The organism is Shewanella sp. KX20019 (genome assembly GCF_016757755.1).
In the GTDB taxonomy this organism is placed as follows: Bacteria; Pseudomonadota; Gammaproteobacteria; order Enterobacterales; family Shewanellaceae; genus Shewanella.
This window is the reverse complement of sequence record NZ_CP068437.1, coordinates 4,050,075-4,063,635: the sequence shown is the minus strand read 5'-3', so window position 1 is coordinate 4,063,635 and position 13,561 is coordinate 4,050,075. Positions and strand designations below refer to the sequence as shown.

General features: G+C 45.9%; 11 protein-coding genes. 2 read left to right on the top strand and 9 right to left on the bottom strand.

All coding sequences use genetic code 11. The annotated features are described in order from the left end of the window. Nucleotides 1–56: 56 nt before the first annotated feature. The gene (gene torS / locus JK628_RS17585; protein WP_202286239.1) at nt 57–3,083 is read left to right on the top strand and encodes a TMAO reductase system sensor histidine kinase/response regulator TorS; all 3,027 of its coding nucleotides are present in this window, start codon (nt 57–59) and stop codon (nt 3,081–3,083) included. A 115-nt stretch (nt 3,084–3,198) separates the two neighbouring features. On the opposite strand, the gene JK628_RS17580 is transcribed toward torS, so the two are convergent. The 9 genes from JK628_RS17580 to JK628_RS17540 all read right to left on the bottom strand — a co-directional run bounded on the left by JK628_RS17580 (nt 3,199) and on the right by JK628_RS17540 (nt 10,733). Then, complete coding sequence (locus JK628_RS17580; RefSeq protein WP_202286238.1) at nt 3,199–3,510, bottom strand: hypothetical protein; 312 nt, start codon at nt 3,508–3,510, stop codon at nt 3,199–3,201. Between the two features lie 254 nt (nt 3,511–3,764). Next, nucleotides 3,765–4,124, bottom strand: coding sequence for a VOC family protein (locus JK628_RS17575; protein ID WP_202286237.1), 360 nt, complete (start codon nt 4,122–4,124; stop codon nt 3,765–3,767). 322 nt (nt 4,125–4,446) lie between these two features. Then, nucleotides 4,447–4,833, bottom strand: coding sequence for a VOC family protein (locus JK628_RS17570; RefSeq protein WP_202286236.1), 387 nt, complete (start codon nt 4,831–4,833; stop codon nt 4,447–4,449). Between the two features lie 55 nt (nt 4,834–4,888). Next, nucleotides 4,889–5,170 carry a hypothetical protein gene (locus tag JK628_RS17565; protein WP_202286235.1) on the bottom strand — a complete coding sequence of 94 codons (282 nt, stop codon included), beginning with the start codon at nt 5,168–5,170 and terminating at the stop codon, nt 4,889–4,891. Nucleotides 5,171–5,520: 350 nt separating this feature from the next. After that, nucleotides 5,521–6,165 carry a molecular chaperone TorD gene (gene torD / locus JK628_RS17560; protein ID WP_202286234.1) on the bottom strand — a complete coding sequence of 215 codons (645 nt, stop codon included), beginning with the start codon at nt 6,163–6,165 and terminating at the stop codon, nt 5,521–5,523. Then, entirely contained in the window at nt 6,162–8,654 is a 2,493-nt protein-coding gene (gene torA, locus JK628_RS17555; protein ID WP_202286233.1) for a trimethylamine-N-oxide reductase TorA, read from the bottom strand. Before torA ends, torD begins: the two co-directional genes overlap by 4 nt. Nucleotides 8,655–8,668: 14 nt before the next feature. Continuing rightward, nucleotides 8,669–9,847, bottom strand: coding sequence for a pentaheme c-type cytochrome TorC (torC, locus tag JK628_RS17550; RefSeq protein WP_202286232.1), 1,179 nt, complete (start codon nt 9,845–9,847; stop codon nt 8,669–8,671). 40 nt (nt 9,848–9,887) lie between these two features. Further along, a complete protein-coding gene (torE, locus tag JK628_RS17545) occupies nt 9,888–10,058 on the bottom strand; it encodes a trimethylamine N-oxide reductase system protein TorE (RefSeq protein WP_202286231.1) in 171 nt (56 codons plus the stop codon). Between the two features lie 345 nt (nt 10,059–10,403). Beyond that, complete coding sequence (locus JK628_RS17540) at nt 10,404–10,733, bottom strand: DUF2956 domain-containing protein (protein ID WP_202286230.1); 330 nt, start codon at nt 10,731–10,733, stop codon at nt 10,404–10,406. Nucleotides 10,734–10,932: 199 nt separating this feature from the next. Between JK628_RS17540 and JK628_RS17535 the strand changes: the two genes are divergently transcribed. After that, the gene (locus tag JK628_RS17535) at nt 10,933–12,828 is read left to right on the top strand and encodes an ABC transporter transmembrane domain-containing protein (RefSeq protein WP_202286229.1); all 1,896 of its coding nucleotides are present in this window, start codon (nt 10,933–10,935) and stop codon (nt 12,826–12,828) included. Nucleotides 12,829–13,561: the final 733 nt, after the last annotated feature.

Here is a 13,561-nt window from a genome sequence, read left to right as displayed (position 1 = left end):
ATTACATGTTAATGTGAGTCAATATTGTAACAGCATAACGTAAAAGAGTGAGCGCTTTGTATCTGACTCCATCATCGCGACCCAGATTATCTTTATCAAGAAAGAGCCTAATAGGTCGCTTGATGCTGGCATTTAGTCTATTGGCACTGCTATTACTGCTGCTAGTGACGTTGGGAAGCTTAAGTCTACACTGGGTACAGCAAGCTGATAAATACCTTTATGACAAAGCATTACCAGCATCAGAGGCTGCACGTCAGCTAGTACTATCAAGTAATGCTCTGGCCGAAAATGCCAAGCTACTAGGGCAATCTGAACAGGAATCTCAACGGCAACTCGTCGGCCGTAAGCTATCCATTAATAGCGCGTCAATGCTTAACTCTATCGGCGTGTTAAAAGCCTTGAATGTCAATTTTGACTTAAGCCTTGAACAGAGTGCAGCTGATATTATTCTCGATGTGTCGCATCTTGGTGAGCAAGTGGGGCAGCGAATTTTGGCGGCTTACCAACTGCAGCTCCGAGGGAAAGCGCTGGTGGATGCGGCAAACGAAAGCACTGAGTTGTTAATGGCTGAGCTGGCTATTGTCGACTCAGGCATTTTATCCAAAATTAGTTTGGCCTATCCCCAAGCCGTGGGAGTCGAGCAAACCTCAATGTTGCTCGATACCTTAATTGAGCAAGATATTGATATTCAAGAGCGCCTCAATCGTGCTGTTAAAATTGTGCATGACATTGCGTTGATGGGGCAAGTGTTCCAGTCGCTAGAGTTAGATAGTGGCATTTTTAAAACTTTGGCCAAAAACGATAGCCAATTGGCTCAGCTTGGCGTTTCAACTTCAGGTTTGAATGATCCAGCATCAGATGCAGGCGTGCGCTATTTTGCCGCCTTGACCAGTCTTTCAAACATTATCCGTGATCCAGTGAGATCAAAGTCTTTTGCAAGCCAGGTCGGTATTTTACAAAAATTGCCGCAGAGTATTTTGCTGCAAAAACAACATACTCAACTTAATCAGGTACAAGAGTTACAACTGCAAGCCCTCACCGATAAGCTAGATGCACTAAATGGTGCGGTCGATGCCGCAATGCGGTTCCAGCGCATAGAAGCTGATAAGGCGAGAGTCGATTATCTGAATCAGTTAACTTGGTCTAAGTTGGGGCTTTTGCTGACAGGTTTTTTGATGCTACTGGTCATAGCCGTTGTGGTTTATAAGGTGATATACCAAGGCATAGCGCTTAAATTGAATGCTGCCACTAGGGCGATGGCGCAGCTGAGTCTGGGCAATACTGATGTGACCATAGATACCGCCGGTGATGATGAGCTAGCGGCAATGGCCAGCGCCATTAAGGCCTTTAAGCAGAAGACAGAACATAACCTTAAACTACAGGCCGAGCTTCGCGATACTGCAGCAGAGTTGTTTGAGCATAAACAGGCGTTGGAAGCGACAGTTGAGGCGCGTACATTAGAGCTGGCTGAGGCTAATGTTCAGCTTGATAAAGAAGCAAAAGGCCATGTACTCGCCCGCGATATGGCAGAGCAAGCTAACCAAGCCAAATCACTGTTTTTAGCCACCATGAGTCATGAGATCAGAACGCCACTAAACGGCTTGCTCGGCACGTTAACTTTACTTGGCCACTCGGATCTACCGCCAGCACAACGGCAGATGTTGGCACTATCACAATACAGTGGCACGCTGTTGCAAACTGTACTCAATGACATTTTAGATTTCTCCCGCCTTGAGCAGAGTAAGTTGGCTAATGAGCCTCGGGCGGTGGATCTTGCCGAGTTACTCGATGAAGTAGCGGCCATCATGTTAGCAGGCGCAGGCTTAGCTGGATTGACCTTGGTGGCGAACTACCAAAACTTGCCAAAGTGGGTCTATATTGATGGTCCTAAATTACGCCAGGTACTGTTTAATTTGCTCGGTAATGCCATTAAGTTTACCCCTCAAGGAACCGTTGAGTTGTGTGTCGCCGTTGAACAAGATGCACTGACCTTTAAAGTGCAAGATAGCGGTGTAGGTATTGATGCTAGAGCAATGAAGAAGCTATTTAAAGCCTACAGTAACGAGCCCAGTAAAGGCCGCGACCGTGGCACTGGGCTTGGGCTGGCAATTAGTAAACAGCTGGTCGAATTGATGAGCTCCAGCGCTGATGCAGCAAAGGAATTATGGGTAACTAGCCAAGTTAATCAAGGCAGCAGTTTTGGTTTTTCACTGCCGCTTATTGAATGCGCAGGGCCAGATGTGGCGCAGCAACAACAAGCTGTGCGCGTGAGTGTCAAGCGAGTATTAGTGATAGAAGACAACAAGATAAATGCGATGGTGGCGCAAGGGTTTTTATCGCATCTTGGCCATCATTCCGTGCTCGCAACCAGTTGTGCGGCCGCAAGGCTAGCCTACACCAAGTCTAGCGCGAGTGAGTTCGATGCGGTGATGCTTGATATTCAACTTGGTGATGGTTCTGGCCTCGAACTGCTCGAGGAGTTACAACAGATCAATAGACTGGTAGGGCACTCGTTGCAGGTAGCGGCGTTTACTGCACAGCTGCAGGCTGAGGATATGGAAAACTATCACGCTAAAGGCTTTGATCAAGTATTGATGAAGCCGCTGGATATGCAGGCATTAACTGTTTGGCTTGGACGAGCTAAAGAGCTTGATGATGGGAATGTTAATAATGCAGCCTCCGTTGTGCTTACCCCCGAAATAGCACCGGTAGCAGAGTCAGCATTGGAAGATGACGTTATGGCAGATAATGGCTTAGCACTATTAGATGACAGCCAGCTAACACAAGATATGACTTATCTCGGTAAAGAAGCTGTGGTTGAGCTGTTCACTTTGTATCGCGAGTCCAGCCAAGTGCATTTGGATACATTGGCGACAGCACCGCAAGATTTTGAGCGCATATTACATGCGCTAAAGGGTAGTAGTGCCAGCATGGGGTTAACGCAGCTGGCGGCAGCATGTCGTGATATCGAGCAGTTGCACGTGTCTGTTATTGAATACCAACAGGGCCAACATCATGCGCTGTTCGAGCTGTGGCAGCGTTCATTAGATGCATTGTCCTTATGGCTAGATGAACAAGGATAGTTTTTCTTACGTTAAAGTTATTTAAACGGCTCTATTTAAATAACTTTGTTCTGCGGCATTGCTTCATTACTGAAAGCTGAGAGAGCGAGTTAAACCGCTCTGTCATTGTTTGATTTTAGATAGCGCTGTTACTTGTACTTGCTAAAGCCTCTTCAAAGTTGAGAGGCTTGGTTTTTAATTTTCTGGTTATTCTGTCTATTCGGTTGGTGTAAGCGGTTTTACACTCTGCTGACTTATCTAACTCACGCTTTTTAATCTCATCTGTAATAGCCCAAGCCCACTCTGAATGATACTTAAATGTTTTGTCCGCAAGCTCAGTACAGAGTTCAAAATCTTTGAACTTGCCAACTCTTTCGTCAGGACTGCCAAGAAAGACGGTGCAAGCTGACAAACTGATTAATAACGGGGCGATAGCGATAATTTTCACTTGCTTTCCTTTTCAAGTACTTAAAATTAATGCACTTAATTCCTATAACTGATGATTTAGCTTCTACTCTCAGTAGGTAAACATCTATGGTTCGGACTTGGTGCTAAAATTGATTGCCTATCTATAGCGACGTTAATTGTTGCTATTGATGCGCATGAGCTTATTTGGGCTATAAACTAATGTAAACAGCTAAAAGAAACAAGTAGTTGTGAGTCTGATGCAATGAATTTTTAGATGTGGTGAAGCATTGCTTGTTAGCTGAAAATCTCAAACAGCTCATGAACGATGCCTGATGGGTCTTTAAAGGCGGCATAGCGGCCCCAATCATTTTGATTAGGTGACTGATGAATAAACTCAACGCTGTGACTTTTTAGCTCGACAATTTTGTCATCAAGATTATCGACGCTAAAAATTAATGTAGAGCTAGCGTTGTAACCATGCTGGTACTCAAGTGCGGGCAATGTACCTTGAAACATCAGTATGCTGTGGCTTCCAGCTAATAGCTTGAGGCAGCTATCGGTTTCAGAGACTAGAGTAAGCCCAAGTATCTCAAGATAAAACGATTTCGATTGTTGCAGGTTTTGCACTATGAGTAAGGTTGATGGATTGTCCATATAAGATTAAAACGCCTGTCTTTGAAATTGAATGAAAATAGCTTTGCTTGATTAATTAATGATGTATGCCACTACCATAAAATGTGTTGGAGCACGCCTTACACTGCAGTTTTATGGGCAGAGGCTGAAACCCCATTAAGATCATAATACACAACCCTAATGGATAGGTGAGTAAGTTGGGAATAAATGAAAATGTGACAGACACATTGGCTGAATTGCAGTGTTTACAGCGACAAAAAAGGTGGTCTTCCTGGTTCTTGAACATATTCATCCTTGTTTAATTCGCTTGTATTCCGTTAATGGCTAAGCGAAGTTCAGCCGTCTATTTCCAAGTATTGACATTTTCGGCAGTGTTAAAGTCCTTTCTTTGTGGGTTGACCACGCAAAATCGATGGCCTGTTGGCGCTTGCATAACAACCCAGCGGGCAAATGTTTCTACCACTATCGCGCCAATTTGCGTTAAACGTTTAACCTCGGAGTCGATGTCGTCAGTTTCAATATCGAGATGAACTCGACTCTCGTGGGTTGTTTTCTGAATCAAGATCTGCGGCTGGTCAATTGGAGTTTCAAGATGTGAATAGCGAGTAGACCACTCTTCATCTGAGCGCACGCATTGCGCACCCAAAGCCTGCTCCCAAAAGAGGTTTGCTTGCTCTATGTTATCCACTTTGCTGTCTAAAACCAGTGCGGCTAATCTACTTTTATGCATAAAACCTGCTTGTGTCATATTGTCGTTTTGGAGTTTGTTTACCTAGCAATGCAGTCTATGTTTTTGCCACAAGCCTGTTGATGACCTCACTCGCTTCTTTCAAGCCCGCCCCCGTTTCTTTGCGGTATAACCTAATGGCTGTAAGCTTTTTACCTAAGGTGACAGCGGTTAATACCTCTTTGGATACATGCAGTCCTTCATCAAAGACAATGCCATTATTTTTCAGCAATGTGTCTATTTTATTTTCGATGATTCGCAGTCTTTTATCGGTTTCTTGTGAACGATAGATGTAAAAAATGAGTACTAAGATAGCAAGGGGTAGGATTGACTCCTCCATGATGTAACCTCTCCTTTGACCCATAGGTCTTTGTTCGAATGACAACTTAACTGGCTAAATGCAGATCTGGTTAGCTTTATATAGCATCTTAGAATTGTTTAGGGAAGCGGGGAGGCCGTAGGTGAATATTTCTACAGCCAATTCGGCTAGGTCATTATCATGTAACCCAATGTGTAGCGCAAACCAGTAAGGAGGCCCAGAGCAGAAGTACTGACTTAGTTACAGATTTGTTGACAGACAAAAATGCCGATAATGAAAAAATCATTATCGGCATTTGTATGTTTGTTGCCAAAGGCTATAACCTGTATCGCTTTGTCAGCGGCTATCGCTATCAGCCCTCATTTGAGGTTTTAGCTTTCGCTTTCAAGCCACTCAACATCGGACTTAACCCAAGCAAGTGTCAGTTGTGCTAATGCGATATAAAACTTACCCGTATCGACCTTAGCCACTTTTGCCACAAAAGTGGCTAACCAGTTAGCAAGATTGTCACGGATAAACTGCAACTGTTGTTGGTTATTGGTACGCGTGTTGGTATGTGCCACATAAGCCAAGATCACCGCCAGATGATCGGCGGGTTCAGGGAACTCACTTTGTACCTGCAGCTGACTCTGTTTTAAAAACTGCGTCATCTGTTGATGTTGCTCTCCAAATAACAGAGGTTCATTGCCTTTTGTTGCAGGCTTATCCGTCAAATACAAACTCGCGTAAGGCGAAGCACTGTGCTTGGTCCCAACTAAAAACAAACCACAATAATCGGCTGCAAGTTCAAGCAGGGCTTTGTCGTTATTGAGTTTGGCAAACTCAGCCACTAGTACATCAACATCTGCTTTGAAGTCTGACTCAGCAGCAAGTTGTGACCAGAACGCTTGTGCTTGCGTACTGGTCAACTCATGCAATGTTTTATGATCTATCTCTTTCGCAAACAGTGATGAAAGTAACTGATAGACCGTACTTCTTGCTTGGTTTACTGGGTTAGCTGCTGTTTCAGTGCTCATAGTGCTATCTCAACGGGTCCGCTAAATGAACTGACACTCGGTACTTTACCTTGATACTTTTCAAATTCAACCAGACAAGTATAGGCCGAGCACGCTTGAGCAAGTTTTGAGGTGCCGATATCTTGAGTCAAGGTATTCGGATCGCCGTAGCTACACAGTGCGCCAATTTCAGCGCCACCCTCTTTGCTGCCATCTTCGCCAACAGGGCCATACCAAGCGCCTTCGTGGATGCGAATGACCCCTCTAGGGAAGTTATTTGACACCACGGCACCCGCGAGCAGTTGACCGCGCTCGTTAAATACTCGAACCACATCGCCCGCTTTTATGCCGCGCGCTTTAGCGTCATCAGGGTTGAGGTAGACCGGCTCACGCCCCTTAACGGTGTAAGTGCCACGGAACTCTTCTGACTCACACATCTGTGAATGCAAACGCTTATCAGGGTGGCAAGACTGCATCCATACTGGGAATTTGTCTGAACCTGGACCGCCATGGCTGCGCTCTGACTTTTCCATCCATGTTGGGTGACCAGGACAATCATCATATTTATATTGAGCAATCTTGCGGCTAAAGATCTCAATCAAACCTGAAGGCGTACCTAATGGGTTAATTTCAGGATCTTCCCTAAAGGCAGCATGACGTGTCCAAGGTTTACCTTCACCAAAGTGTACGTAGCCCTCTTTCCAGAACGCGTCAAAGTCTGGCATGTCAAACTTGCCGGCATTGGCATTTTTACAGTCGCTGTAAAGCTTGTTGAGCCATTCACGTTCTGTCATACCACGGGTGTACTCTTTCTCTTTACCCATAAGGCGGGCAAAGCGAGTGAAAATTTCAAAGTCTGACAAGCTATCAAATAGTGGCTCAACCATCTTTTGCATCGCTAGCACACCGCGGTTGGCATAACTGCCGTAGACATCGATGTCATTACGTTCAAACGTTGTACATGCAGGCAGAACGATGTCTGAAAAACGACAAGTCGCAGTCCAGTTCATGTCTATGGTTACCACACATTCAAGCTTATGGAAGGCTTGTTTCATGCGATTACGATCTTGATGGTGATTCCACGGGTTATTACCAGAGAACACCATCATTTTAATATCAGGGAAGGTCACTTTAGAACCGTTTGAATCGATGGTTTTACCGGGTTCTAAAATGGCATCAATCCAGCGTGCAACCGGGATGGTACTGCTTGTGCCTTTAAAGTCAGTGCTATCAAACAGTGGCTTTTGGTCTTCGTCCAGGTTACGTGGGAAAGCGCCAGGTGCCGCTGCTCCAGATGATGGTACGCCAATGCTTGAGTAGTGGTGACCATAACTAATACCGCCGCCGGGTAAACCAATTTGCCCCGTCATAGTGGCCAGTACTGCTGCCATCCAGTAAGGTTGCTCACCGTGCTGTTGACGCTGGATACACCAGCCCATTAGCATTTGGGTGCGACCCTTAGTCATCACTTTTGCTAAGTCGCGGATGATCTCAGCTGAAACGCCTGTGATCTCAGCAGCCCATTCAGGTGTTTTTTCAACACCGTCGGTTTCGCCTTGGATATACGGTAGGAACCGATCGAAGCCTAAGCTGTAACCTTCAATGAATTTAGTGTCATGGAGGTTTTTTGCCACCATTTCGTGGGCGATACCTAGCATTAACGCCACATCAGTTTGTGGATTAACGTACAACTGCTCGCAACCTAAATACTGCTGGGTCTTGGTCACAACAGGGTCAATACTAATAACGCGTATTTCACCCTTAGCGACTTTCTCTTTCAGCTCGGCAAGGTAAGCGTATGACTCATGGGTCTCAGCATTCCAACCGACTTGCAAGTTCTTGTAAGGGTCGTTTGACCACAAGATAATAGTCTTAGAGTTCTCAAGAATGAGCGGCCAAGAGGTACCTTGAGCGTACACTTCTGTTGAACCCAAGATATAAGGCAAAATGGTTTGCCCCGCACCCGTTGAGTAGTCGCCCACTTTTTTTACGAAGTTACCATGCATGCCGACGGCGCGTTGCATATGGCTGGTGCTAGAGTGCAGCTGACCGGTGGCGCGCCAGCCTGTTTGGCCAGCATGTAGCCCTGATGGACCATATTTAGTTTGCACTTCATCAAGGGAGTCTTTAAACAGAGACAGCGCTTTGTCCCAAGTCACTCGTACAAAGCGAAAGTCGCCTCGTTGAGTGGTATCGCTGTTGTGACCCTTCAGCAAAAAGTCTAAGCGAACCATCGGATAACGTACACGCGACGGGTTATAGACCAAGCCTTTGACACCGTTAATCATGTCGGTTGGATACTTGTCGCGGTCAAAGGGAATGACTTGGTCAATCACGCCGTTTTTACGCTTCATTTTGAAAGCGCCAAAGTGTGAGCCAGTAGTTAACCAACCGTCGCTCGCCTTTGCGCCTGATGCTGCTAACGCATTTAATGGTGCCAGGACAGATGAGCCGCTAAGTACAACATAAGATGTGCCGACTAGGCCTTTTAAAAAGTCTCTTCTTTTCATAATGTGATGTCCTATTAGTGCGCCGACTTATCGAAAGTTGATGAATGCTCTTGTAAGTACTTCTGTACTAAAGCCTGGGTATCTTGGTCCATGTTGACAAAAGCGATCATGCCCTGGAACATACCTGGCCATGTGTTGGCGTCAAAGTGGTTTTCATCTGGTTGGGTATGACATACGCTGCAACTGGTGCTATAGGTGCTACGTGCATAGTCCCAAAGTGGCTGTAGGTCACTAAGGAGGTAGTCGGTATCGGTCCAGATAACCGCTTCCACACGCTGCCATTTAAGGCCAGTCATTGGATCTTCCTTCTCTTCGAAGGTTTGAATTACACCCTCTTCAAGTGCCGCATCTTTAGTGAGCTGAGCCGATAGAATATTTAGGCCAAAGTCGTAGTAGATCACGCGACCAGCACCAATTTTCTTTCTCCAACCGTCGATACCAATTTTGGCGCGGTTACCTTTAAGTTCTAATATTTTCACTTTAGTGGCGATGTTTAGCGTGCCGGCTTCAACATCGGTTTTCTCGTTGAAGTAAAGTGGTTTAGTCAGTGCGGTGAAGTAGCTTTGATCAACTTCTAGGCCGTTAACACCTGAGCCGACTTCTGCAATCAGTTCTGGTGCCCGAGCGGTACCCATATCAGGTAGCTTGTGAGCGATGCCTTTGTGGCAATCGATACAGCTTTGGTCTAGCTCTGCCGCGCGCTTCATCTGCTTTTGCGCCAGCTTAGACATGTCTTCCCATTTCATTGAGTCGTAGTTATGGCAATTTTTACAGGCCAGTGAATTGTCTCGGTCGAAACGTTTCCACTCACGGCTGGCCATCTCTAAGCGTTTCTCTTCAAACTTCTCTGGCGTATTGACTGACTGGAGTAACCAGCCCCATACATCGTGAGAGGCTTCAATTTTTCGGCCCATCTTACGGCCCCATTCATGGGGGACATGACAATCAGGGCAGGTTGCACGAACCCCTGAGTGATTTGACCAATGCACCGTTTCTTGCAGCTCTTTATAGGGCATGCTTTCCATGCTGTGGCAGCTAATACAAAATTCTTCTGTGTTGGTGGCTTCAAGCGCGGTGTTAAAGCCGCCCCAAAAGATAACGCCCATTAGAAAGGCTGAAACACTGACGGAGCCAAGTGTAAGGTATTGTGCTGGTTTGTTTAGTGTGCGCCAGATGTTAAGTAACCATCTCATAATCGCATCCTCATAATAAGTATAAAAAGTGGAGTAGGGATTAGTGAGCGACAACGCCACCAAATGCTTGGATCATCCAGATGATGAAGCCATAAGTGCTTACAAAAGCGATGCTTAACGCAGGGAATAAAATGAAGATGATAAAACTTAAGGCTTTAAGCTCACTCTTCTTGTTACTCGTTTGCTCGTTCTCGAGATTTTGATTTGTCATGACCGTATTTCTCCTGCTCAATCCTTTCTTTGATAAGGACATTATAGTAGGAGGTTGTGAACAACGATGGCGGGAACAATGAACAAGTTAAGACAAGTTATGACAAGTTATGAACAGAATTTAAGAGAGGTGTTGCTGTGGTTTTTATTGCTTAATATTAGCCGTCGACGTCCTATTTTTGGCGAATTCTATTGAGGGCTAGTGCCAGATAGTAAGCTAAAGCTGAATCATCGTCTCGCCACACAAAAAGGTGCAGCTAAACGGTGATTATTTTGATGCGGTCGTTATAACGCGATAGTTATATCGTGGTAGTTATCGTGGTAGTTATCGTGCGAAAAGCACAGACTACTTACTCATGACGATATAGCTGATGAAACCTATCCAGCTTAGGGTTAATAATCCCCAAGGCAGGTAGGGACTGGCGGCGCGATCTTCAATGCTTTCTTCGACTTCATGCTCATTCTCAGTGGCGCGGGCTTTCGCTCGTACCTGCTGTTTTTTCTGCTTATCGCGAACGCGAGCTTTGCCTTTTTGCTGCTTCTTGTATTCGGCTATGCCTTTTTCTATTCCTAGGGCAACGAGCTTGGTTTGCTCTTTTGTCTGTCCTGGTTTTTGAATCGACTTTGCCACTTTCATTGCTTCATTTTTCGTTTCGTCTGAGATCTGCTGTGCCATATTTTATGAATGCTTAGCTAAGAATGGTTTCACTATAACATGAGCCCATTTATGATCTGCCTACTTATTTTTAGCCAAATACTCAAACAAACTTGTTTGCATATTCACGTTCCAAAAATGTCCCGCTCTTGTGCGGGTTTTGTTATTCTAATGTCGTTTACTTTTTAATTTAATCTCGTTTGAGATTAAGGATATTGCATTGAGCCAACCAACATCTTCAGTCTCCTCTGGAACCTCTGAGACTACAACACCAAGCAAGGCACCAAATACAGCAGCGAATGATAAAACATCCACGGGTTTTGATCCTGTCAGTCGCCGGGCTGTGTTGCCATGGATTGGCACTTTTCTAAAACCTTATCGCGCTAAAGTGATTGCTGCAATTGTCTTTCTGTTCATCGGTTCGCTGGCATGGCTGTCGTTAGGGCAAGGTGTGCGCTTAATGGTCGATGAGGGATTTTTACAAGATAATGGCTCCCGTCTAAATCAAATTATTCTGCTGGTGGTAGGAATTACCGCCCTTAGCAGCAGCGCTATTTTTTGCCGTTTCTACTTAATGACTTGGTTAGGTGAGCGCGTTAGCGCCGATATCCGCTTAAAAGTCTATGACCATCTGCTCAAGCTCTCGCCGGGCTTTTACGCAAAGCTGCGCACTGGCGAGGTGATCTCGCGCTTTACTGCTGATTCAACCTTGCTGCAATCGGTGGTCGGACAAAGTTTGTCGATGGCACTGCGCGCCAGCGTTACTGTGATTGGTGGCATCGTGATGATGGCGATTACCAGCCTCAAAATGACCGGATTAGTATTGCTCGCCGTGCCTATGGTATTGGGGCCTATCTTCTTTTTTGGCCGCAAAGTGCGCGACTTGTCACGTAAGAGCCAAGATCGAGTGGGTGACTTAGGCGCTTATGTTGATGAAACGCTGCATGAGATCCACACAGTGCAAGCCTATTCCCATGAAGAGCGAGACCGAGAGCTTTTCAATGATCGGGTCGAAGCGATTATGCACGCCGCTAAAGGGCGGATAATGTACCGTTCAATTTTGATCTCACTAGTGATGTTTCTGAGTATCTTGGCGATTGCCTTGGTGACATGGGTGGGCGCGCACGATGTAATGAGCGGTAGTATCACCGGTGGTGAGCTATCGGCCTTTATGTTTTATGCGGTCATGGTGGCAGGGTCTGTCGCGACGATTAGCGAAGTGATTGGTGAAATACAGCGCGCGGCAGGCGCGACCGAGCGCCTTATCGAACTGGTTGAAACTCCGATTGATATACCGACCGTTGCCGAGCCGCAGTCTTTACCTGCCGTTGTGCGTGGAGAGCTTGCGTTAAAACAGGTACATTTTTCTTATAGTAATATCCGCGAAGGCGGCATTGAACAAGACGGTGAGGGAGAGGTTATCCGTGGTTTGGATATTCACATCAAACCCGCTGAAAGGGTTGCCTTGGTCGGTGCTAGCGGCGCGGGCAAGAGCACCTTGTTTGAGCTACTGCAACGTTTCTATGTATTAAAAAGTGGCAGCATTGAACTCGATGGCGTTGATATTGCCCAGCTGAGCCCACAATTACTACGCCAGCAATATGCATTGGTGCCACAGGAGTCGGTGATATTTGCCTGCAGCGTACTGGAAAATGTGCGTTATGGCCGTTTGGATGCCACTGAAGCTGAAGTCAAACAAGCTTGTATTGCCGCCAGGGCTGATGAGTTTATAGTTGAGTTTACCGATGGCTATCAAACCTATTTAGGCGAACGAGGGGTGCGTTTATCTGGTGGGCAAAAGCAGCGCATCGCGATTGCTCGGGCGATTTTAGCCGATAGGCCAATTTTATTATTGGATGAAGCCACCAGTGCACTCGATGCTATTAGCGAGCAAAAAGTTAAACAAGCGCTCGATAGCTTGATGGTGAATAAAACAACCTTGATCATTGCCCATAGGTTAGCGACAGTTATCAATGCCGATCGTATTCTAGTGCTGGATAAAGGTCAGGTGGTGGCTAGTGGTACTCATAAAGAGTTGATGCAGAGCAGTGAGCTTTACCGAGAGTTTGCGAGCCTACAGTTGTTGACTGATGATGCAGCAGGGTTATCGAGTTAAGCTGTTTTTTAGGGTTTCGGTCATGCTCCCCAGAGGTGAGTGATGAACTCAAGCAGCAGTTTACCGAGCAGACTAAGCGGTTAGGTTTTGCTATGGAACAGATTATTTGGGTTAATCAGTCATAGGTCATTACGGGTAGGTAACTGTTAGCTACTAGCGATTAAAGCTGCGTTTAATTGTGCATCTCGGAATCCTGCACTATGGCCTGCGGCCACTAAGGTCGTGGCGCTTCGCCCACACCAGAGCCAAGAGGTAAAGCGCTTGTACCCGCTCTTGATTTCATAAGAGTCAAACCCTCAGCGCCCCGGCGAAATTTAAAAAGCAAAATTTCCAACGGGGGAGATTTGATTCTGTAGGTTTGGTTAATGTATTTAAGCCATGATGTTTACTGATAGACAGCTATTTCTTATTGGAAGACTGATAACTCAGATGCTGAGAGTTTGCGCTTTTATAATCCAGTGTAGATACGGCTGAGGCCTTCGGTTTCAGGGATGAAACCGCAGAGCGGCCATGGACGGCGTAAAGCGTGCCTCAGCTGTGTCTGCGCATACGGTCGTTCATTCACATCCATGTGATCACAACATTCGAACATCCTGTCCAGCACCTGCCGCAGGCAATTGGAACCTCTTATGTTAGAAGTTAACTCAAGAGCATTAGGTCACTATAATGATATGGCTTTGCAGATTTGAAAGTAGTGGCAATCATTCTCACTATAAAGGGAGCCATTGGCTCC

Coding starts and splice junctions, on each gene's coding strand:
- JK628_RS17570 (WP_202286236.1), bottom strand. CDS start 4,833: ATGCATAAAAGTAGATTAGCCGCACTGGTTTTAGACAGCAAAGTGGAT.
- JK628_RS17575 (WP_202286237.1), bottom strand. CDS start 4,124: ATGGACAATCCATCAACCTTACTCATAGTGCAAAACCTGCAACAATCG.
- torC (WP_202286232.1), bottom strand. CDS start 9,847: ATGAGATGGTTACTTAACATCTGGCGCACACTAAACAAACCAGCACAA.
- torA (WP_202286233.1), bottom strand. CDS start 8,654: ATGAAAAGAAGAGACTTTTTAAAAGGCCTAGTCGGCACATCTTATGTT.
- torD (WP_202286234.1), bottom strand. CDS start 6,165: ATGAGCACTGAAACAGCAGCTAACCCAGTAAACCAAGCAAGAAGTACG.
- torE (WP_202286231.1), bottom strand. CDS start 10,058: ATGACAAATCAAAATCTCGAGAACGAGCAAACGAGTAACAAGAAGAGT.
- JK628_RS17540 (WP_202286230.1), bottom strand. CDS start 10,733: ATGGCACAGCAGATCTCAGACGAAACGAAAAATGAAGCAATGAAAGTG.
- JK628_RS17565 (WP_202286235.1), bottom strand. CDS start 5,170: ATGGAGGAGTCAATCCTACCCCTTGCTATCTTAGTACTCATTTTTTAC.